At 62.0% G+C, this 22189-nt stretch carries 18 protein-coding genes; 7 read left to right on the top strand and 11 right to left on the bottom strand.

Annotated elements, in window-relative coordinates:
- Window positions 1-73: 73 nt before the first annotated feature.
- The 5 genes from CO666_RS19290 to CO666_RS19270 form a co-directional block, all read right to left on the bottom strand.
- Window positions 74-1543 (bottom strand): hypothetical protein, encoded by a 1470-nt coding sequence (locus CO666_RS19290; RefSeq protein WP_097613800.1) that lies wholly within the window; start codon window positions 1541-1543, stop codon window positions 74-76.
- A gap of 123 nt (window positions 1544-1666) precedes the next feature.
- A complete protein-coding gene (locus CO666_RS19285) occupies window positions 1667-3046 on the bottom strand; it encodes a polysaccharide biosynthesis/export family protein (RefSeq protein WP_097613799.1) in 1380 nt (459 codons plus the stop codon).
- Window positions 3047-3050: 4 nt separating this feature from the next.
- Complete coding sequence (locus CO666_RS19280; RefSeq protein WP_097613798.1) at window positions 3051-4073, bottom strand: glycosyltransferase family 2 protein; 1023 nt, start codon at window positions 4071-4073, stop codon at window positions 3051-3053.
- A complete protein-coding gene (locus tag CO666_RS19275; protein WP_097613797.1) occupies window positions 4070-5827 on the bottom strand; it encodes a polysaccharide biosynthesis tyrosine autokinase in 1758 nt (585 codons plus the stop codon). Before CO666_RS19275 ends, CO666_RS19280 begins: the two co-directional genes overlap by 4 nt.
- 134 nt (window positions 5828-5961) lie before the next feature.
- Complete coding sequence (locus CO666_RS19270) at window positions 5962-6663, bottom strand: sugar transferase (protein WP_097613796.1); 702 nt, start codon at window positions 6661-6663, stop codon at window positions 5962-5964.
- A gap of 475 nt (window positions 6664-7138) precedes the next feature.
- Here CO666_RS19270 and CO666_RS19265 point away from each other — a divergent pair, with 475 nt between their 5' ends.
- The 5 genes from CO666_RS19265 to CO666_RS19245 all read left to right on the top strand — a co-directional run bounded on the left by CO666_RS19265 (window position 7139) and on the right by CO666_RS19245 (window position 12902).
- A complete protein-coding gene (locus tag CO666_RS19265) occupies window positions 7139-7876 on the top strand; it encodes a Crp/Fnr family transcriptional regulator (RefSeq protein WP_097613795.1) in 738 nt (245 codons plus the stop codon).
- The gene (locus tag CO666_RS19260; protein WP_097613794.1) at window positions 7876-9222 is read left to right on the top strand and encodes a glycosyltransferase family 4 protein; all 1347 of its coding nucleotides are present in this window, start codon (window positions 7876-7878) and stop codon (window positions 9220-9222) included. Before CO666_RS19265 ends, CO666_RS19260 begins: the two co-directional genes overlap by 1 nt.
- Entirely contained in the window at window positions 9219-10463 is a 1245-nt protein-coding gene (locus CO666_RS19255) for a glycosyltransferase family 4 protein (RefSeq protein WP_097613793.1), read from the top strand. Before CO666_RS19260 ends, CO666_RS19255 begins: the two co-directional genes overlap by 4 nt.
- Before the next feature lie 79 nt (window positions 10464-10542).
- On the top strand, window positions 10543-12024 hold the full coding sequence (locus CO666_RS19250) for a lipopolysaccharide biosynthesis protein (protein WP_097613792.1): 1482 nt from the start codon (window positions 10543-10545) through the stop codon (window positions 12022-12024).
- A 50-nt stretch (window positions 12025-12074) separates the two neighbouring features.
- Window positions 12075-12902, top strand: a complete 828-nt coding sequence (locus tag CO666_RS19245) for a glycoside hydrolase family 16 protein (RefSeq protein WP_097613791.1) — start codon at window positions 12075-12077, stop codon at window positions 12900-12902.
- Between the two features lie 6 nt (window positions 12903-12908).
- Here CO666_RS19245 and CO666_RS19240 read toward each other — a convergent pair whose 3' ends face one another.
- From CO666_RS19240 to CO666_RS19215, 6 genes are all read right to left on the bottom strand, one after another.
- Window positions 12909-13982 (bottom strand): ABC transporter ATP-binding protein, encoded by a 1074-nt coding sequence (locus tag CO666_RS19240; RefSeq protein WP_097613790.1) that lies wholly within the window; start codon window positions 13980-13982, stop codon window positions 12909-12911.
- On the bottom strand, window positions 13979-14908 hold the full coding sequence (locus CO666_RS19235; protein WP_097613789.1) for a PfkB family carbohydrate kinase: 930 nt from the start codon (window positions 14906-14908) through the stop codon (window positions 13979-13981). The genes CO666_RS19240 and CO666_RS19235 overlap by 4 nt, the downstream gene beginning before the upstream one ends.
- The gene (locus tag CO666_RS19230; protein WP_097613788.1) at window positions 14909-15931 is read right to left on the bottom strand and encodes an SIS domain-containing protein; all 1023 of its coding nucleotides are present in this window, start codon (window positions 15929-15931) and stop codon (window positions 14909-14911) included.
- Window positions 15928-16773, bottom strand: coding sequence for a carbohydrate ABC transporter permease (locus CO666_RS19225; protein WP_097613787.1), 846 nt, complete (start codon window positions 16771-16773; stop codon window positions 15928-15930). Before CO666_RS19225 ends, CO666_RS19230 begins: the two co-directional genes overlap by 4 nt.
- Window positions 16773-17657 (bottom strand): carbohydrate ABC transporter permease, encoded by an 885-nt coding sequence (locus CO666_RS19220; protein WP_097613786.1) that lies wholly within the window; start codon window positions 17655-17657, stop codon window positions 16773-16775. The genes CO666_RS19225 and CO666_RS19220 overlap by 1 nt, the downstream gene beginning before the upstream one ends.
- A gap of 73 nt (window positions 17658-17730) precedes the next feature.
- Window positions 17731-18969 (bottom strand): extracellular solute-binding protein, encoded by a 1239-nt coding sequence (locus CO666_RS19215; RefSeq protein WP_097613785.1) that lies wholly within the window; start codon window positions 18967-18969, stop codon window positions 17731-17733.
- Window positions 18970-19191: 222 nt separating this feature from the next.
- On the opposite strand from CO666_RS19215, the gene CO666_RS19210 reads away from it, so the two are divergent.
- Both CO666_RS19210 and CO666_RS19205 read left to right on the top strand, forming a co-directional pair.
- Window positions 19192-20397 (top strand): ROK family transcriptional regulator, encoded by a 1206-nt coding sequence (locus CO666_RS19210; protein ID WP_097613784.1) that lies wholly within the window; start codon window positions 19192-19194, stop codon window positions 20395-20397.
- Between the two features lie 364 nt (window positions 20398-20761).
- A complete protein-coding gene (locus CO666_RS19205) occupies window positions 20762-22117 on the top strand; it encodes an extracellular solute-binding protein (protein ID WP_097613783.1) in 1356 nt (451 codons plus the stop codon).
- Window positions 22118-22189 lie beyond the last annotated feature (72 nt).

The raw sequence follows: 22189 nt of genomic DNA, 5'->3' as shown, positions 1-22189 counted from the left end.
CTCCGGTCCAGCGCGGACGCGCCGATGGTGTGACCAGACCAATCCGCACCGGGGCGGTGTTCGAGCGACGGCATCATCGTGTTGAAACCATCGGCGCTCTCATCAGAGATGTCGATGTCTCCAGCGGGGGCCGGTTGGCGAGCGATCGGGTCGCGCGTCGCGGCGAGATATTGGTGACCACAAGGCATCCGGCGGCCAGACCCGCCGTGGTGCTGAACAGCAGGCCGAGATCGGTGCCGCTTCCCGATATCGCCGCCGAGGCGACCTGGGCGATGGATGCCATAATTGCGGCGGTGCCGATGGCGTGCGTCTCGCGATCGCCTGATCTATGCCGGCCGGACGCTCTTACAAGACTGTACAGGAAGGTGGCGAAGAGAAGAGTGCCGGTCAATCCGACATTGGAAAGCAACGCCGCGACGAAACTCGAGGCTCGAACCGTGCCGAGGCCGGCGCCGAAACTGGCGGTATCGACAAATGCGATCAAGGCCAGCGTATTCCAGGCGGTGCGTTCTTCGCCGGATTGCGATTGGAGCTTGTCCGACAGGGTGGTCGCCGCGAGGTCGGCAAGGGAATTCCAGGCGTCGGGAACAAGGCTGAGGGCAACGATGGCACAAGGGACCAGAAACAGCGTGATCACCAGGAGCGTCACGTGGGGCGTCTTGGCCGGGCCGCCCACCAGCCGCTTCAGGCAGAACAGCACGAACATGGAGACAACGAAGATGCCGGCAATATAGGCCGTTGTCGAGGTGCAAAGGACGATCGTCGGGCCGATGAAAAGCGTTGCAAGTCCCGCCATGCGGCTTTGAACTCCCTCCAGCCAGAGCATGAGCGTGAAGGAAAAATAGGCCAGCGCGACGGCACCATAAATGCTCGCTTCGGGAAAGCCGCCGACGATGCGCTTGAAGCCGCTGATCGTCTCAGCCGTATGCATGGTATAATTCGCGTTCCTGATAACATCGAGCAGGTAGGACTGGCCGGTCAGGAAGGTTCCGATATCAATCAGCGCCAGAACAAAACAGACGATCGACGCGACGATCAACTGCTGTGCGATGAAACGTGCATATCCGAGCCGAGCAAACCCGGCGACGACGGCAAAGCAGGCGAGGTCGCCGAGCAGATAGACAGACTGGCTGAGATTGGACGAGCCCGGCGACAGCGGAGCGGCCACCGTCGACATCATGCCCGAGGCGTCTCGTGCGGAGGAGTAGACAAGGGTCGCGCCTGCAAAGATGCGGGGCAGGAAGAAAGACGATGCCACGGAAAACAGGATGTAGGCGGCAAACCAGAAGCCGGGACCTGGATAGGCAATGCTGGCCAGGAGGGCCTGCGTTTGAGCCGGGCGCAGCAACGCTGCCACAACGAGAAAGAGCACCAAAAGATGGCTTGGCTGGATACTGCTGCCGCCGAGCGCGGGCAATTGCAGAGCCGCTGCCGCTCCCAGCGTCGTCGACAGGCAGAGGATCGCAATAGCAAAACGCGCGCCGCTGACCACGCAGAGCAGGCCGAGCAGCAGAACGATGAAACCGATCGGTTCTATCGACATGCTTCAGATCCCGATCCGGAGGGTGAGCGGCCGAGACTGCTTTTGCTGAAAACCGGCATCCGTCTTTCGGCGTGATGCACGAGGCGATAGCCGCCCGCTGTCGTCGATCATCACAGCCGCCTCCTAATTCGATCCTGTCGGCGATAGCCAGCCGGGAGCCGGCCGATTATCCCCGGCCACATCGGAGGACGGGGCAGCCGAGCTCTGTTTCTGCGGCGCGGTCTGCGACGACGGAGGTGGCGCCGGAAGACTCGTGTCTAAGCCGACCTCGACGAGATCGTGCGGCAGCAATGCCGTTTGCTCGTCCGCCGCGATGTTGCGAGAGGTTCCGTCGTCATTGCGACGCACGATCCTGTAGTTCTTCTGCGCTTTGCCGAGACCCGGCGTGTCGGTATTGATCTGGGCCAGTTGAGCGTCATAGCCGGCCTGTTCGCCCAGAAGCTGGGCCACCTGGATATCGATCGCCGCCCTGCCGATCGCGAGATTGACCTGGTTGAGCAGTTCCTGGTTTTCGCTGTTCTGCCTGTTGACGATGTTGATCTTCGAACGGTCGGCTTCGCTGAGGCCCTGACGGGCCGTGGTCAGTGCGACTTCGAGATCGATCAAGGTGCCTTGCGCATCCGCCACCCAGCGGTCGACCGAAACCTGACGGGAGTTGCTCACAAGGCCCTTGCTCATCAGGTTATTGACGTTGTCCAGTTCCTTCTGGGCAAGGTCGATCTGCCGTTTTTGCGAACTGATCTTGGCCGTAAGCGACTCGACCTGCTGGCCATAGAGACGGGTGAGGTCGTTTGCCGCTTCGATCTGGCTATCGATATCGACACGCCGCAGCCGCATCAGGTTCAATTCCTGTGCCTTCAGCTTGTCGACATCGGCCGTTCCGGCGAGCTCGGCGGGGATCTCGAAACTCTGCTCGCCGGCGATCTCCGCGCGCAGCCGCGCCTGCCGCATCAAGAGATCGCGCCGGTTGAGAACGGCGGTTCGGTAGGCGCCGGCAGCCTGGATCCGGTCGCGCTCGAAATAGGTATTGTCCTCGCGTTCCCGCAGGAAGCCGCCAGCGATGCTGACCGCCTTCATGACCGTCATGTTGGGTTCAAAAGGATAGCGCCCGGGCGTTTGCACCGTTCCGGTCACGAAGATCGGGGCATGCTCGGCAATTTCCAGGGCAATATATGGCTTGCCGGGAAGGTTGGCCTTTTCGGCCAGTGCGCCGGCGATGGCATCGGCGAGCTCTTCGGTCGTCTTTCCGGTTGTCTGTACGTGGCCGGCGATCGGGATCGACAGGTCGCCGGTATCATCGATGGTGTAGACGCCGTCGAGAGCTTCCCAGCTCGCATAGCGGGAATCCGATGAGCGCCATTCGACGACGCGCAGTCTTACCTTGTCTTCCGGCACGAGGGTGAATGTTTGTGCATGGGCGACGCTCCAGCCGGTCAGGCAGCAGAATGCCAGCAAAGCGAGTGCCGCGGAGACGAGGCGATCGGACCGGGATGGAGGCTGCATTGATCTATCTCCGTTTCGTTGCGATGGACGGGGAGGGCATCTCGCGCGGCAACGGATTGCCGAGTTCGAGAATGCGGGACGGAGAGGCGTGGCCGACAAGAAGATCGGCCAGCGCCAGCACATTGCCGTTGAACCGTCCCCACCGGTCGACCAAGCGGTCTTTGAACAAGAGGCCCGAGGCGTTTGCCAGGATGTTGCGGCCGATCTGGGCGATTGCACGGCCTTTCGACATCGTGCCCTTGCGGATCAGATAGACGGGATTGGCAACCTGCGAATAACCGAGTCTTCGGCCGGGCTGGCGCCCGGATCTGACGCCGAGATGCACGCCGCGGGCGCCGTCGATACGCACCGACCTGCCGTAGCGGGCGATGGACCGGCTGAAATCGACATCCTCGAGCCAGCCATAGAGCGGCAGCTGCTCGTCAAAAGTCAGACCGTGCTCGAGAACGGATGAAAGGCGAACCGCCATGTTGCATCCGTACGCGTTATAGACCTCCGTCACCCTTTCGGCGCCTTCGCCGGCGGTTTCGAGAACCTGCAGGGCCTTCGACATGCTGAGGCCGCCGTCGAGGACGCCGTCGGCCAGGACTTCGCCGGTGGCGATTGCTACGTCGGGCTTTGCCGCAAAGACGGCGGCAATCCGCGACAGGAAGGTTGCGGCGGGGATGAAGTCGTCGTCGAGGAAGATCAGAATATCGGTATCGGCCGCAGCGGCCTCGATGATCCTGTTGCGCTGGGAGGTCAGGCCACGGCTGCCGACGATGACGTCTAGGTCGGGGCGGTCGGCGAGCCCGGCGGCATCGTCGATCATGGGCACGCAGACGATCAGCCGGTCCGCCTGATCCGGCAGGCTGGTGAGATAATCGACCGTTTCCCGCAATATCGAGGGGCGGCCTGCCGAAGCGATCCCCACGGCAATGCGCAATGGGCGGCGCCCGCGCGCGCCCATGGTTTCAGGGCTGTCGGGAATAGACGCCGGCCTGAGCAAATCGCCCTGCCTGGTTGCTCCTGCCGAAGTCGAGGTCATGACTGCATTCTCTTCGGTGCATGGTTGATGATCACACCGAGGATCTCGGCGCCGACATTGCGCAGGGTGTCGATGACGCGCATGGTTTCGTCGATCGAGGTGCGCCCGTGCGAAGTGACGACGAGGACACCGTCCAGCTCCGGTGCGATCGCATTGGCATCAGGCGAAGCGGAGAATGCGGAAATGTCGACGAATATGGCGTCGAACTCCTTTTTCAGCTCGGCGAAGCTCAACTGCGTGCGGCGCGAACTCAGGCGAACGGCCGGCGTCACCGCTTCGACCTCGCCGAGGGGAAGGAATTTCAGCGTCGGGGTGAGGGGCACTGCCGCCGTCTGCATCAGTTCGCCATTGTCGAGGACATCAACGAGGCCCGTTGAACTATGGGGCGCAATCGATTTGCTGAGCGAGGACTTCTGCGCGGCCGCATCGATCAGCAGCGTCCGAGCCCCTGATACCGACGACAGCACGGCAAGTTCGTATGCTACGGTCGATGCCCCGCCGCCGGGATTGACGGCGACGATCCCAATGACGACCCGGCGCTTGCGCCGAAGACCGACGACAGTCGCGCTCAGTTCCGCCATGCCGGGAATAACTGGATAGGCGGCTGCCGCGCTGCTGCCCGTGCCGGCGGCGAGGAAACGTGGGGGATGTCCACCCTCAGTCTTCTTCGATGTCTCGATCATCATGACCAAGAGCAACTCGCCGGCTTCCGCGATCTGATGGGGGCGGACGATCCGGCGATCGCCGGCATGCCTTATCATGGCAAGTGCCAAGCCGGCGCCAAGACCAACCGCCGCGGCAAAGGCGATGATGAGCGCGCTGCGTGGTCTGGCCTTGGAAAGAGGCAGCGTGGCCCGCGAGACGATCGTGGCGTCGGATACCGGGTAGGTGATGCGCTGCCTGGCTTCCGTCAGCTGGTTCAAGGTATTTTCATAGAGCGTGCGGCGAGCATCGGTCGCGCTCTGCAACTCGGCAAGCTTGAACTGATCGCGTGGATTGCTGGTGAAGCTCGCCAGGGCGCTGGCAGCTTCGGCCAGTCCACGCTGTTGCTCGCTGACGAATTTTTCCAGCCATTCGCTGTATTGCCGCGAGGCATTGGCCTTCATCGAGATATTCTTCTGGATATATTGCCTGGCGAGCGCGTCGGCGATGTCGACGGCTTTCTGAGGGGTCGACGCCGCAGCCGATATCTCGATGATCGTCGAGCTGCCGATCCGGCGTATTCCCACCATGTTCGCCAGCGTCGCGATCGCCCGGTCGTAGATCCGCTCCTGCTCCGTCTGCGGCCGTCTTTCATGCGTTCCTGCGATTGCCGTTTCCTGAGACACATCCGGTTCCGAAGAGATCCCCAGCAACCAGTTTTTCGCCCTGTCCTGCAGCGAAGGCGTTTGATCGACAAAGTCAGGGTCGGTATCGAGATCCAGGGCCCTTACCGTTCCGCCGACGACATCGCTGGATCTGGCAATTTCCAGCTGCCCCTCTATGAATGCATCTTCTGCGAAAGCCCTCTGTGCTTCGGAGCCGCTCACCTGGGGGAAAATCACGAGCTGCGTGCTGGCAACAAAACTCGGTTCGGCGGTCAGCAGGTAGCTCCCAGCCACTGCGAGGAAGGCGATCGTCGTTGCCACGATCCACAGCCAGCGCATCCTGAGAAAGAAGAGCATGTCCCTCAATGTCAGCGGCGAATTCCCGCCAGCGGCTGCGGCGGGCAGAGATATCGGAGAAACACCACTGAAGATCGTGCTTGAGGTCATGTTGTGCTCATCCAAAATGGCGATATCACGAGGGCATCAGGTGCCGGGTGACCAGGTAGTTTCAGCTTGAAAGGGGCGGGGGAGGAACGTGCCTTCCGATTTCGGGCACGATCGGCAGTTCTCCCCTTTAATGCTCAATACGAGCCACGCTGCGTAAACAGAGCGGGAATGGTCTTGGCGATGATGACGAAGTCCCGTCCGAGCGACCAATTGTCGATGTAGTGAACGTCGAGGGAAACCCGGTGCTCGTAGCTGACATCGTTGCGCCCGCTGGTCTGCCAGTGACCGGTGAGCCCGGGACGGAAGGCCATATAGGCCCAGATATGCTCGCCGTAGCGCGGCAATTCCTCGGCGGTGATCGGCCGGGGGCCGACCAGGCTCATTTCGCCCCGTACGACATTGATCAGCTGGGGAAGCTCGTCGATGCTCGATCGCCTCAGGATCTCGCCGACGGCCGTGATTCTCGGGTCATCCTTCAGTTTGCGCGTGGCTTCCCATTCGCTTCGCGCAGCCGGGTTGTTTTGCAGCAATTCGGCAAGCTGAGCGCTCGCATCGGTCTTCATCGTGCGAAACTTGAGGCATCCGAATGGCGCCCCGCCGAAGCCGATGCGCGTATGGGAATAGAAGATCGGGCCGCGGTCGGAGATCTTCACGATCATTGCGACGAGCAGCAGAAGCGGCGAAAGCAGGATCAGGGCGGTAATCGCCATCAGGAGATCGAGTGCGCGTTTGGACGATCGGCCTGCGGCACGAGGCTGGGACGCATGGAGGTCGTCGCCTTCGGCGGACCGTCCGACACGCGACCATGACTCGAAACTATGTGCTTCCCATGCCATCGGGATCTCCAAAACTTTCCGATTAAGAACGGTTCAAACTTTGCTGCGCCGCACTCTGGTTGTCTGTTACCAAGGTCATAATCCTTAATAAATTCTTTATGCTACTAAAACGACAGAAGAGAATTTTGACTGCGCTTGGATCAACTTATTATCATTCTAAATCGCGATCAAACCTACTTATGGATGATTATTCAACTAAAATTCATCTATATTATTGATGTCATCATTTTTGGCGATTGCTGCTTTTTGATGCACGAGGCTTTTTAGTAATCACAATCTTCAATCGTGTGATTGTTAAATCGGCTGTATCAATGTTTAGATACTAAAAATATGATGTATTTTTGGTCTTTTGGCTAAATCTAGACTTTATCTTTACGCTGTATATCGGTGATATTATTTGACTTGATTGTTAATTCAATATAAATGCTGCGGTGCAGCATTGCCTATCGTCATTCGAGTACTCGGAGTTATGCGCATGGATGGGATGACACACGCATCAGATCGCAGGGCCGGCATCGGCAAGGCGGCGATTTCGGCGAAGGGCGGTATGCATCTCGGCAGCCGCATCGTGCTCGACGATGAATTCCTTTCCTGCCGGTCGAGCGTCCGGCGCTTCCGGCGCGGCGAGGTCATCGCCGGAGCCGGCGTCCTGATCGATATGTTCGCCCGCGTGCATACGGGGGTGGTCAGCGCAAGCACGATGCTGCCCGACGGCAGGGAATTCATCGTTGAGATCATCCCGAAATCAGGCCTGATCGGCGAGCTCGAGGTTCTGCGCCGGCAGACGCTGAGCCTCGAATACCGAGCTGCTTCCAACTGCGAGCTGCATTTCTTCGAGGGCCGCCTTCTGCGCGACATGTATGCCAGCGATCCCTGCTTTCGCGAAAAGGTCTTCTCCAGGGCGCTGGCGCGTATTTCGGAGCTCGAGCTGCGGATCATCGCGAATGCGGCGTCGAGCCTGCAGTCGAGGCTGGCGAGCACGCTGCTGCGGCTCTCCGCCGTTTATGGAAAAGATGCGGCAAACAGCGGGGACGAGCTGATCATCTCGCAAAACGATCTGGCCGCGACACTGCCGGCCTCCCGCGAGAAGGTCAATCAATGCCTGCGGCGCCTGCGGGAAGGCAAGATCATCGACGGGGGACAGGGCAAGATCCGCATTCTCAACCGAAAGGCGCTGGAGGCCTGTGCCAACGGCGCGGTTTCGGTGAAGTGATGCGCCTGTCTCCGTCCGAGGCCATCCGATCCACCGCAAGCGTCGGCCGCTTTCCCGGCCCCGGCACGACAAGGATCGATCGCGTGGTCATCATCGACGACTACTCGGTGGCCAGAGGTGGTGCGACAGGCCTGGCGGTGCTGTCTGCCAAGCTTTTCCGCGGGCTCGACATCCCGGTGACCTATATTTGCGGGGATGACGCCGCCAATGCGGAGCTCGTTGCACTGGGGGTCTCGATGGTCGGGCTGAACAGCCGCGACCTGCTGAGCGCCGAGCGTGCGAAGGCGTTCGTCACCGGCATTCACAACGGCGCTGCCGTCCGCATGGTCGCGAACTGGATTGCTGCAGAGGATACCGCCAATACCGTCTACCACGTGCATGGCTGGCACCAGATCTTGTCTCCTGCAATTTTCAGGGCGCTGGCGCCGGTCGCCGGACGATGCGTGGTTCATGCGCATGATTTTTTCACGGCTTGCCCCAACGGCGCCTTCTTCGACTACCAGGCGCAGGAGATCTGCCAGCGCCGCCCGCTCGGCGGAAGCTGCATTGCGACGGCCTGCGACAAGAGAAGTTATTCGCACAAATTGTGGCGGGTCGCCCGCGGCTCCAATATCCTCCGGCTGTTGAAGCATCAGGCCGATTTCGGCCGGATAATCCTGCTGCACGAGAAGATGGCCGGCTTTCTCGTCGGCGCCGGTTATCGGCCCGAACGGCTGACGACGATCCGCAATCCCGTCGCGCCGCTCTCGATCAAACGCATCGAGGCGGAGGCCAATGACGAGTTCGTGTTCATCGGACGGCTGGACGAGGAGAAAGGCGTAGAGGACGCCATAGCTGCCACGCGCAGAGCCGGCGCCAGGCTCTGCGTGATCGGGGACGGGCCGCTGATGCCGCTGGTCAGAGCGTCGGGAGATCACGTCAGGGCCGTCGGCTGGCTGTCGCATGCGGAAATCGGCCCGACCATCCGCCAGGCACGTGCGCTGTTGATGCCCTCGCGCTATCCCGAGCCGTTCGGTCTCGTCGCCATCGAAGCGGCCAGGAGCGGTCTGCCGGTTATCATGTCGCGCAGCGCCTTTCTCGCCGAGGAAATGGAAAGAGCCGGCATGGCGCTTGCCTGCGATACGGCTGATGAAAACGCCTTTGCCGAGACTTTGGCGCGATTTAGCCGGATGTCGGGGCAAGAGGTCCGTGCCATGAGCGAGCGGGCTTTCCTGAAGTCGCCGGATCTCGCCTCGTCGCACGAGGAATGGCGCGACGCGCTTCTTGCCGAATATCACAGCCTGATTTCGACCAATGTGGTTGCCGAACTGGCGGACGGTGTGGCGATACAAGGAGTATTCAGTTGACCCTCAATGCAACAACCTCTCTTCCCGACGCGCGCGCCTTTCTCGGCGATGCGCCTGTGATGGCGAAAAGACGCGTCACCGATGCGGCAAGCGCAGGTGAAACCAGGCAGCTTCGCGTCGCCATCGTGCATTATTGGCTCGTTTCGATGCGCGGCGGCGAGAAGGTCGTCGAAGAACTATGCCGCATGTTTCCGCAGGCCGATATCTTCACCCTGGTCTGCAATCGGGACCGCATCAGCGATTTTCTGAAGACGCGGAACATCCGCACCTCTTTCCTGCAGAAGATCCCCGGCGCGCAGCGGCACTATACCAAGATGCTGCCGCTGATGCCCTTCGCGCTCGAGCAGTTCGATCTGCAGGATTACGATCTGGTGCTGTCGAGCGAATCCGGGCCTGCCAAGGGCATCATCACGCGCGCCGACGCTCTCCATGTCTGCTACTGCCATTCGCCGATGCGCTATATCTGGGATCAGTTCCATGTCTATCGCCATGGGCTTCCCTGGGTGGGTCGCGCCCTGATGTCGATCACCGCGCCGATGTTGCGCGCCTGGGACGTGACGACCGCTTCGCGGGTCGATATGTTCGTCGCCAACTCCGATTATGTCGCAAGCCGCATCCGCCGCTTCTACGACCGGGAATCCGTCGTCATCCATCCGCCCGTTGCCACCGACGATTTTGCGCTAGGGAAGGGCAAAGGCGAATTCTATCTCTATGCGGGACAGCTGACCACCTACAAGCGGCCGGATATTGCGGTGCGCGCCTGCACCGAGGCCGGGCGGAAGCTGGTCGTGATCGGCGAGGGCGAACAATTGTCCTATCTGAAGTCGATCGCCGGACCGACCGTCGAGTTTCTCGGTCATCAGCCCTTCAACGTGCTACGCGACCACCTGTCGCGATGCCGCGCACTGTTGTTTCCGGGCACGGAGGATTTCGGCATCCTGCCGGTGGAAGCCATGGCATCCGGGCGGCCGGTCTTGGCTTTCGACGCCGGCGGCGCCAGGGAAACCGTGTCCTCGCCGCAGGTCGGTTTTCGTTTCGCCGAACAGACGACGGAAGCCCTTTTGGAAACGATGGCAGCATTCGAGGAGGTCGAGGACGATATCGATCCACATGCAATCCGCGCGCACTCGCTGAAATTCTCCTCCGCCGTATTCCGCGATCGTCTGTCCGGTCTCATCGAGCAACAGCTGTCCAGCCACGGCGACCGATCCGCCGACGTCTTCAGAAGACGGCCGGGTTGACGGGAGGGGCGGAGCTCTCTGCCCCGCCGCTGCCACCGAAGCCATCCCAAACCCTCGACGAGGATTAGATAAATAAATCATGTCAAGCGTATCTGAGAGGACGGCGACGGCGAGCATCTGGACCATCAGCGGAAAGTTCCTGGCGCGGATGCTCGATTTCGTCAGCCTGCTTGTCCTGGCACGGCTGTTGAGCCCGGCGGATTTCGGCCTGGTCGCCATCGCGACCTCGGTGCTGGTCATCGTCGAGGCGATCCTGGACCTGCCGTTGACGCAGGCCCTGATGCGCCAGCCGTCGCCCTCGGACGAGATGTTCGCCACGGCCTTCACGCTCAGCATGCTGAGAGGGCTCGCCATCAGCCTGCTGATGATGATCATCTCCTGGCCGATGGCGCTGATCTACGACGATTCCCGGCTTTTCGCCCTTGTCGCCGTTCTCTCGATCGCGCCCGCCATGCGCAGTACGATCAGTCCGCGCATGGTTCTTTTCATGCAGCGGTTCGATTTCAAACGCGAATTCGCGCTCGATCTCATTGCCAAGGGATCGACATTGCTGTTCGGGGTAGGGGTAGCTGTGGCAACGGGCAGCTATTGGGGGCTGGCGATCGGAGCGGTCGCCGGCCCGACCGCGGCGATGATTACGTCCTATGTCTTTGCGCCGATGCGGCCGACATTCAGCCTTTCCGAATGGAAGCATTTTCAGGACATGATCAGCTGGAATACCGTGTCGCAGGTGCTGAATTCGATCAATTGGCAGCTGGACCGGCTGCTGCTACCGCGTTTTACCGGTCTGTCGACCTTCGGCGCCTTCAGCGTCGCCGACAATATCGCCGGCATTCCATACCAGACCTTCGTCGGGCCGTTGCTGCGTCCGCTGATGGCGGCATTCTCCACTGTCGAAGACCGCCGCAACCTGGTCGTCGCCTATCTCAAGGCGACCAATGCGATCACCTTCGTCGCGGCGCCCATTCTCATCGCGCTCGCCCTTCTTGCCGAGCCGACCGTGCGGATCCTTGTCGGAGAGAAATGGGCATCGTCCGCGCCGATCCTGCAATGGCTGTGCCTTGTCAGCCTGCTCGGCCTTCCCACCAACATGATGCCGCCATTGGCCATGGTGATGAACAATACCCGTTATGTCGCTCTCAGGATGTTTGTCGAGTTTGCCGTCAGGGCTCCGGTCACCGTCCTGGGCATCGCCTATTTTCAGGTGGCGGGGGCCCTCGGCGCACGTGTCGTGGCAGTCCTCGTCGCCTATGGCGCATCGCTTGTTATCACGCGGCGGCTGATCGGCGCGAGTTTTGCCGCGCAGCTGAATTCGTTTTGCCGGCCGCTGGCCGCGAGCGTGCCGATGATCGCTTTCCTGCTCTGGGCCGAGCCGATGCTCGCCGCCATGCCTGTCGGCCTCAACCTTGTCGTCAGCCTGGCGCTTTGCGGCGGGGCGGCAGCGGCGATCTTCTGGGCTTTTGGATTGCTCGTGTGGCAGATCGCCGGCAGGCCTGACGGCATCGAGACCATCATCGTTCAAAGGCTCATGCCGCGACGAAACGGGGTTCTGACTTCATGATCGAGACAAGTGCAGTCCAGCGATTGGTTTGGCGTTTTCGGAGGAGCGGAATGCGGTACGGAATATCTTCCAAGGCTTTGGGTTTGCTCGTCGTTCTCGGCCTGGGAGCGTTGCCGGGCCGGCCGAGTGTCGCCCAGGAACCGCTCAATATCAATGCATACCAGCTGACGTTCGAGGAGAGTTTCGACAGCCTCGACGTTTCGGCCTGGGGAGAGAAAAGCTCCCGCTGGATTGCCCATACGCCCTGGAACGGCGACTTCGGCGATGCCCGTTTCACCGATCCGGCCCCCGGCTTTCCGTTTACGACAGATCAGGGAATTCTGAAGATCGAAGCGCGCAAGGAGGCCGACGGCACATGGCGCTCGGGTCTGCTGTCGTCGGTGAACCCGAAGGGGGAAGGTTTTTCGCAGCAGTTCGGCTATTTCGAAGCGCGGATGAAGCTGCCGCCGGGCAAGGGCGTGTGGCCGGCATTCTGGCTCATCGGGCTCGACCGGACGAAATACACCGCCGAAATCGACGTCCTGGAATATTATGGACGCGCGCCCTACGAATTCAGCATGGGCTTCCATATCTGGCGTCAGAGCCAAGGCGGCCAGAACACCACCGGCGGCTATTGGAACAAGGTCCAGGACGGGATTTTGAACAGCGACTATCACACCTACGGCGTCGATATCCAAGCCGACAAGACGAGCTTCTACTTCGACCGTCAGTTCATCTGGAGCTTCGACACGCCGAAGGAATTCCACATGCCGTTTTATCCGCTGGTGAATCTGGCGCTGGGCTCGGGCTGGCCGATCGATGAAACGCCGAACCCTTCGATTTTGCTCGTCGACTATATCCACGTTTACAAGCGGAAACCCGTCGACGCGGCGAATTGAATATCGCTAACGAAGGCAACTCAGGCCGGTTTGCGGATCGAAGAGATGCATTGCCTCCTCTTCGAAGAAGAGCGTGAGCTGTTCGTTGTCGCGGATCGGCGTGCGGGGCGGCAGGCAGGCCGTCAGGCGCTGATTTCCGGCAAGGGCGGTGACGACCAATTCCGGGCCGGTCAACTCCGCGACTTCAAGGGTCGCATCGATCGACGCGCCCGCGCCGTCGGTGCGGAGCGCTTCGGGACGGATGCCGAGGACGAAATCGCGGCCATTGACGGCGGCATCGTGAAAACGGGCGGGTAGGGGTAGGCTGGCATCGGAACCCGAAAGCGCCAGGCGGCCGTCGCGCACCGTCGCCTTCAGCAGGTTCATCGGTGGGGCGCCGACGAAGGTGGCGACATAGAGCGTTGCCGGGTGGTTATAGATTTCCTCCGGCGTGCCCAGCTGCTCGATGCGGCCGTCGCGCATGACGGCGATGCGGCTTGCCAGCGTCATCGCCTCGATCTGGTCATGGGTGACGTAGACGACGGTCGTCTTCAGCATCTGATGCAGCCGCTTGATCTCGGTGCGCATCTCCATTCGCAGCTTGGCGTCGAGATTGGAGAGCGGCTCGTCAAACAGGAAGACCTCCGGCTTGCGCACCAGCGCCCGGCCGATCGCCACGCGCTGGCGCTGGCCGCCGGAAAGCTGGCTTGGCTTGCGGTCGAGCAGGTTTTCGATCTGCAGGAGTTTTGCCGCATCGCGCACGGCCTTGTCGCGCACGGCCGCCGGAACTTTACGCATTTCCAGGCCGAAGCCGATATTCCGGTGCACCGTCAGATTGGGATAGAGCGCGTAGGATTGAAAGACCATGGCGATGTCGCGGTCCTTCGGATGCACGCCGAGTACCGAGCGCCCGCCGATCCTGACATCGCCGCTCGATGCCTCGGCAAGGCCGGCAATGATGTTCAGCAGCGTGGACTTGCCGCAGCCCGACGAGCCGAGCAGCACGAGGAATTCGCCGCTTTCCAGCGCGATGTCGATGCCTTTCAACGTTTCGACCTCGCCATAGGTCTTGCGGATGTTCTGGATGTCGAGCGCGCTCATGACAGAGGCTCCTGAGGAGAGGCCGGGCCGCTATAGCTGCGGGGCAGGGTGGAGATGGCGCGCGAGGCAACCTCCGTTCCCGCCCCCAGGCAAGAAATCAAAGGCTCATCCTTTGCCAGTGCCGCGAGGAAGGCGGCGTTGAAGACGTCGCCGGCACCGATCGTATCGATAACTGCGACAACGGGTGCAGCCACCGACACCGGCAGCCCGTCCGGCCCGATCGCAATGGCGCCGTCGGGACCGCGCTTGACGACCACGATCGCGCCTGAAGGCATGTGGGACCGGATCTCACGGGCGGCCTCAATCGGATCAGTGAGGCCGGCAAGCGTCGTGGTCTCGACCTCGTTGAACAGGGCGATGCCGCTGCGCGAAAGCCAGGCGCGGGTCGCTGTGCAATTCTCCTTCGTCCAGCCGTCAAGCGGCCAACCGGTGTCGAGCGCAATGGTGATATCGTGGCTCTCGGCCCAGTCGAAGAAGGCGTCGTACTGGCGCGTCAGATCGTCGGTGAGGAAACCGCCGCAGAGCAGCGCATAACCGCCGCGGAGACTTTCTCCGTCGATGACGGCGAAGACGTCGGCGAGGCTGAAGCGCGGCAGGTGGCCCCGCGTCGTGAAGAAGGTGCGCTCGCCGTCCGGATGAGTGATGCCGACGGAGAGTGTCGTCTGCTCGGGACGGACCGGCCACTTCTCGGAACGGTGGCCGAAGGCTTCGGCCAGCCAGCGGCCGAACTGGTCGCTGCCGATATTGGCGGCGATTTCGAATTCGATGCCGAGTGCCTGCCAGGCGAGTGCGCTGTTGCCGGCGGAGCCGCCGACCCTGAGCTCGTCGTGATCGACGATGATCTCCGTCCCGGCTTTCGGCCAGGGGGCGGCCGGTCCGAGAATCAGGTCGACGTTGACGTTGCCGATGACTGCAAGCGGCCGCATTCATTCACTCCGGGTAATCTTGGTTGAACGGACCGGTGTGCCGGCATCTTCGACGCGGGCGTCGGCAAAGGCGATCATCAATCGCTGGGCGACCGGCAGCATGGCGAAGATTGCTGCAAGTCCGGTTGCCGGTGCAAAGCGGATCGTCACCGCGCCCGCGACCGGTGCTTGCCCGGATGCGTCGAACAGGATGACCGGGGCGCCGGTCTCGACGGCGGAGGTCGCCATAACAGTCACCAGGCCGGCCGTCTCGTCCAGGCCGCGGAACAGTACGAGGCCGATCTCCGGCCCCAGCATCTCCATCGGCCCATGACGCAACTGACCGCCTTCGAGCGAGAAGCAGGGACGACGCGACAATTCGGTCAATCCGAGCGCGAGCGCCTCGGCGACGCCCTGCAGCCGGCGGCCCGACGTCACGACGGTCGCGACGTTTTCGAGGGCGGCGAGGGCGGCCGTGATGTCATGGTCTTCGGGCGCTGCGAGGGCGGCCAGGGCCGCCGCGGCGTCTTCGCCGAGGGCCGCGAGGATTGCCAGATGCAAGGCGAAGGTCACCGTCAGGCTGCGGGTGGCGGCAAAAGCAAGTTCGGTGCCGCCGCTGCCGATCAGCGACGGGGCGGTTCTGGCGAGGAACGAGCTGCCTTCGAGGGTCAGGCCGAAGGTGTCCTCGGTGCCGCCGGTTTCGTCGAACCAGCGCAGGACTTCGGCGCTTTCGCCGGATTGCGAGGTGACGAAGATCGTCCTGCCGGCGATCGGCAGTGGCTGACCGAGTTGCTCGGACAGCGGCAGGGCGACGGCGTCGATGCCGAGGGCGCGATAAAGCGGCTCGACGGCGCGGTTGACGGCATGCGAGCCGCCCATGCCGAGAAGCAGCAGCCGGCCGGTTTTCTTCAGCGAGGCGGCGGCTCGTGCGGCCATCGGCCGGGCGGCTTCATAGGAGGCGAGCGCATCGGCGTGCTGGCGGGCCATTTCGCGGTCGATCGCGGCCAGTCCGGCCGGCCGGATTGTTTCTTCTGTCATGTTCATCCCTTGACGCCGCCGCTGGTGAGCCCGGAAATCAGGGCGCGTTGCATGACGAGACCGATCAGCACCGGGGGCAGGGCGGCGAGCACGCCTGCCGTGGCGATCAGTCCGTAATCGGAAACGCGGCCGCCGGCGAGATCGGCAATGGCGACGGTCAGCGTCTTGGCGCGCTGGTCCGAGGTGAAGAGCAGCGCATAGAAGAATTCATCCCAGGCCAGTAGGAATGCGAAGAGGCTCGACGTTGCGACCACCGGGGCGGCGAGCGGCAGCGTGATGATCCTGAGCGTCTGGAACAGGCCGGCGCCGTCGATCATCGCGGCGGATTCGATCTCGCGCGGTATGGAATCGAAGCCTGATTTCATCAGCCAGGTGGTGAAGGGGGCGAGGATCGTCAAATAGACGAGCGCAAGGCCGAAGACATTGTTCAGCATGCCGAGATGGGAAAGGCCCATATAGAGCGGCACGGCGAGCGCCACCGGCGGCAGCATGTAGGTGGCGATCACCATCGACAGCGACCATCCGACAGAGGGCGTGCGCGACACCGCCCAGCCGGCCGGAATGGCGAGTGCGATGGCGGCGATCGTTGCCATGCCCGCCACCTCGATGCTGTTGCGCAGCGACGAGGTGAAGGCGGCGCCGGCGCTGTTTTCGAGCGTCGCGAGCAGCACGGCGTAGCGCGAGAAATCCACCGCCTGCGGCCACCAGCGCAGCGGTTTTGCGGCAAGATCGGCGGCCGGCGAGATGCTCATGATGAAGAGCCACAGGATCGGCGCCAGGATGACCGCGGCAAGCAGCAGCGCGCAGACATATATGAAGACCGAAAAGAGCGGGCTTTGGCGTTCCATCAGGCCGCACTCCCGGCGGTCTTGCGCACCAGCGCCGCGTAGCCGGCGGCCAGCAGCGTCACCAGCAGCGTGACGATCAAGGCGAGCGACGCGCCGGAACCCGCCCGCTGGAAGGAGAAGGCTTCCTGATAGACCAGGATCGACAGGGTGCGCGTGCTGTTGGCCGGGCCGCCGCGGGTCATGACCCAGATGATGTCGAACACCTTGAAGGCCTCGATCGTGCGCAGCACCAGCGCCACCATCAGCGGGCCGGCGAGATAGGGCAGAATGACGAAGCGGAAGCGGGCGAAAGCGCCGGCGCCGTCGACCAGCGAGGCGGCGGTGATGTCGCGTGGCACGGCCTGGAGGGCGGCGAGCGCGATCAGCGCCACCAGCGGAAAATTCTTCCAGCAGTCGGCGACGATGAGGGCGGCGAGCGCCGTGCCCGGCTCGCCGAGCCAGGAGCGATAGGCGTCGAGCAGGCCGAGTTGGGTCAGCGCGGCGTTCAGCGCGCCGTATTCCGGATTATAGATCAGCCGCCACAGCGTGGCGTTGACGACCGTCGGCAGCGCCCAGGGCAGGATCATCAGGGCACGCAGCGCGGTGCGGCCGCGGAATTGCTGGTTCAAGAGCAGGGCGGCAAGGACGCCGATCACCATTTCGGCGGCGACCGAGACGATCGCGAACCATGCGGTGGTGATGAGGGTGCGCTGGAAATTCGAGCCGGAGAGCATCTTTGCGTAATTGTCGATGCCGACGAAGTTTCCTTGCGTGCCGACCAGCTTGGCATCGGTGAAGGAGAGGCCGACCGTATCGACCAGAGGCCAGCCGATCACCGAGATCATCACCACGAGAAGCGGCAGCATCAAAAGCCACGCGCGGGTTGTCAGCCAAGTGCCCGACATCGAGGCGACCCTTTTTATTCATAGGATTGCGGGCCGGGCGGCGGCGGACGCCGCCCGGGGTTTCATGCCGGGCTCAGAGGCCGCTATTGTCGGCTGCCGACTTCAGCGCATCCTCGGGAGAGGACTGGCCGAGCAGCGATTCCTGGATCGCCTGCTGCAGCGCGGTCGAAAGCTCCTGATATTTCGGCGTCGTCGGGCGCGGATACATGGCAGCAAGGCCGACCTTGGCGGCGGAGATCAGCTCTTCCTGCCCTTTGATAACGGCCGGATCCTGGTAAGAGGATGCCCAGATCGGCAGGCTGAGCTTGGCATAGGCGTTCTGCGTGGCCTGCGAGGTCATGAAGGCGATGTATTTCCAGGCCTCATCGGGATGCTGGCTGGCGGAGGTGATGCCGAGGCCCATCGAGCCGTTGACGGCCGAAGCCTCGCTCTTGCCGGTGACACCAGGGGCCGGCACGACGCCGACCTTGCCCGCGACCTTGCTGTCCTTCGGGTCGTTGGCCATGTTGTACATGTAGGTCCAGTTCAAAGCGAAAGCGGCATCACCGTTTTCGAAGACCTTACGGACGTCCTCTTCCAGGAATTCCTTGGAGTTCGGGTTGGTCAGGCCGGAGGCATAGCTGGAAACCATGTATTTCAGCGCATCGAGACCGCCGCCGGTCTGGAAGGCCGGCTTGCCCTCCTTGAGGAAGTCGCCGCCATAGGCGCTGACCAGCGTGGTGTAGTCGCAGATCGCGGCTTCGGCCTGCGACCAGCTCCAGGCGATCGGCGTGGCGAGCAGACCCTTGTCCTTGATCGTCTTGGCCTGCTCGGTCAGCTCGTCCCAGGTTTTCGGTGGCGCCTTGATGCCGGCCTTTTCGAGGATTTCCTTGTTGTAGAACAGGTATTTGGTGTCGAGGATCCACGGCATGCCGTAATATTTGCCGTCATATTGCACGGTGGTCCAGGCGCCCGGCAGCACGCCCTTCTTCATCTCGTCGGTGATGCGCGAGGAGACGTCGACCAGCACCTTGTTGGAAGCGTATTCGGCCGGCCAGATGACGTCGAAGAGCACGACGTCGTAACCGCCGCCGGAACCCTGCGCCAGAACCGTCTTGTCGTGCAGGCCTTCATAGGGGACGAATTCGAGATTGACCTTGATATCGGGGTTCGCCTTGGCGAATGCGTCGGTCATGGCGCGCACATCGGCCTCGCTATAGGCGGCCTGCGCCATGAAGAGCGCGTTCAGCGTCGTTTCGGCGAAAGCGTGCGGGGCAAAGGATGCGCCGATCAAGGCCGCACCCAGAAGCGTCTTGGTAAGGGATTTCAGCATTGCAGCCTCCAGTTTGTGACATTTACGCATGGCCGAAGGCGGTCTTTCCGCCATCGGTATTCGAGAAGGCACGTTTGGGAATGTGCCGGTTTTCGTCTCGGAGCGTCGTCGGGGCCTTGTCCGGCCGCCTGCGTTCCCTGGAACTCTCCGGTTCCTTATTAAGTCAATTGTCTTGACTTATTACTTCTTCAACATTCTATTGAAGTCAAGAGGCAATTGCAGATGAATGACAGCAGGCCGATCCGGGCCAAGAGCGGCACCAATCACGAAGGCACCAGCGCCCATAACCGGCGGGTGATGATCGATGCCTTGCGGATGAACGGTGCGCTTTCCCGCGCCGATCTGGCGCGAGCGACATGGCTGACCAAGCAGACGGTGTCGAATATCATCGAGGAGCTCGAGCGCGACGGCCTCGTCCGTTCGCAGGCGGCGGTGCGCAAGGGCAGGGGTCAGCCCTCGACGCCCTATGGGCTCGTTCCCGAGGGCGCCTTTGCCATCGGCCTGCAGATCGACCGGCATGTGACGCGCGCGGTCGCGGTCGATCTCGTCGGCAGCGTTCTTGTGCGTGATGAGGCCGGCCTCCCTACAGGCGGTCCGTCGGAAGGGGCGAAGGTCATCCTCGATCTCGTTGCCGGCGTGCGCGCAAAGCTTGCCGGGATCGTCCAGCAATCGGAAAAGCGGCTGGTCGGCCTCGGCATCGCCATGCCCGGACCCTTCGGCGTTGCCGGCAGCGGCGACGATCCGTGGATGATGGAGGCCTGGCAGAAGTTTCCGCTGTTGGAAACGCTGACCGCCGGCACCGGGCTCGACGTCGGCCTGCAGAACGATGCGGCGGCGGCCGCGACCGCCGAGCGCATGGTGGGAGCCGCCCACGGCCTCGACCATGCCGTCTGCCTCTTCGTCGGCTACGGCATCGGCGCCGGCCTCATTCTGAATGGCGAACTCTATCGCGGCACCAACGGCAATGCCGGCGAGATCGGCATGGCGCTGCTGTTTGCCGACGGCAAATCGACGCCGCTCGAACATCGCGCTTCGCTCGCCTCGCTCTACCAGCACCTGTCGATCGATCCTGCCGATCCCGATCTGCACGCAGAGATCAACGACCGCGTCTTAAGGGGTGATCCGAGCGTCGAGACCTGGATCGACGCGGCGGCGGCGGACCTGCGCTGGAGCATCCATCTCATCGAAACGATCTTCGATCCGCAGACGGTGATCCTCTGCGGCAGCGCCTCGGAGGCCCTGGTGAACCGGTTGATCGCGGCCATCGGCCCGTTGCTGCCCTCGATCGCCGAACGGCGCGGCCGGACCCTGCCGCGCCTGCAGCCCGGCATGGCCGATCCCTGGTCGGTGGCGCTCGGGGCTGCCGCTGGACCGATCAGTCGCGCATTCGATCCGCATTTTGCTGCAATTTTGAAGGATTCCCTCTGATTCAGGGGCTGAAACCGGGCGTTGCACAGCAGTGCAGCAGCTGAAAAATGGGGCCGCTTCGTAAGTGTCAAGCAACGATATCGGCGAACAACGACAGGCTGTCGCACTATAGGCAAATATTGAAAACCCTTGAAAATCATATTTATTCGAATATAAATATGAATGTTCGGCAGTGCGCTGGGGGTGGCTGGCGAGACTTCTCTAAATATAGTCTCGGCTGTGGCAAATAATATCCAAATGAAGGTTTTGTGACGGCACGGTTTCGATCGTTTCATGTCATGTAATATTCATTGGCCGCGGCAATTTGAACCAGTTAATAGGGCGTGCGCTGAAAGTGCGCGTCCTTTTTACGTTCGAGGTTCTCATGCAAGCCAAGCTTCTCGGCGCCGTCGGCGCCCTTCTCGCTACAGCGTTTCTTGCTGGTCCCGCTGCCGCCGCCGATAAGACCAAGATTGACTTCTGGTTCGGCAATTCCGGTGACATCGCAAAGCGTGTCCAGGAACAGTGCGATCGCTTCAACCAGTCGCAGGCCGATTACGAAGTCGTCTGCACCAGCCAGGGCAGCTATGACGCTTCCCTGCAGAACACCATTGCAGCCTTTCGCGCCGGCAAGCAGCCGACCATCGCCCAGGTCTCCGACGCCGGCACGCTCGACATCATGCTTTCCGGCGCCTTTTATCCGGCAAACAAGCTGATGGCCGACATGGGCTACACCGTCGACTGGAAAGATTACTTCTCCGGCATCGCAAACTATTATGCGACGTCCAAGGGCGAGATGTATTCCTTCCCCTTCAACTCGTCGACCGCTCTGCTCTATTGGAACAAGGACGCCTTCGCCAAGATCGGCAAGGACCATGCTCCGGCTACCTGGCAGGAAGCCGGTGAAGACTTCAAGGCTCTCAAGGACGCAGGCTATGCCTGCCCGCTCGCCTTCGACATCTCCAACAACGAAGTCTGGCAGTATGTCGAGCAGTTCGAAGCCGTCAGCGGCGAAGCCATTGCCACGAAGAAGAACGGCTTCGAAGGCCTCGACGCCGAACTGACGTTCAACAAGAACCCGCTTCTCGTCAGCTACATCAAGGACCTCAAGTCCTGGTACGACAACAAGCTCGCCGTCATCAAGAACAAGGCTGTCGGCCAGACCTTCGTCGAAGCCTTCGCCGCCGGCGATTGCCAGGTCATCCTGACCTCGGTCGGCGACCACGGCAATATCGGCCGTACCGCCAAGCAGGGCATGAACTGGGGCGTTTCGATGCTCCCGACCTATGGCACCGCAACCCGTCACAGCTCCTATGTCGGCGGTGCTTCGCTCTGGGTTCTGCAGGGCCACAGCGACGCCGAATACAAGGCTGCCGCCGCCTTCTTCAACTTCATCGCCAAGCCGGAAGAAGCACTGACCTGGTCGACCGTGACCGGCTATATCCCGGTTCGTAACTCCGGCTTCGAATATCTGAAGAAGCAGGGCTTCTACGACAAGGCTCCTTATGCCGGCCGCGAACTTGCCATTCAGAGCCTGACCGCATCGCCTGCTGACGATACGGCTCCGCACGGCATCCGCCTCGGCGGCCTGTTGCAGGTCCGCACCGAAATCGCCAACGGCCTGCAGGCGATCTTCGTCAACAACGCCGATGTCCAGGCTTCGCTCGACGGCGCCGCCGATCGCGGCAACCAGCTGCTGCGCCGCTTCCAGCAGACCTACAAGAACGTTCAGCTTCCCTGATCGACCGATATGAGCCGCACCCGGCCCGCGCTTTGCGTGCCGGGTGTGTCCTTGTACATTCATACCGGCCGC

Source organism: Rhizobium chutanense (assembly GCF_002531935.1).
GTDB classification, from domain to species: Bacteria; Pseudomonadota; Alphaproteobacteria; order Rhizobiales; family Rhizobiaceae; genus Rhizobium; species Rhizobium chutanense.
The sequence above is the reverse complement of the archived record's forward strand: the minus strand, read 5'-3'. Positions and strand labels throughout refer to the sequence as shown.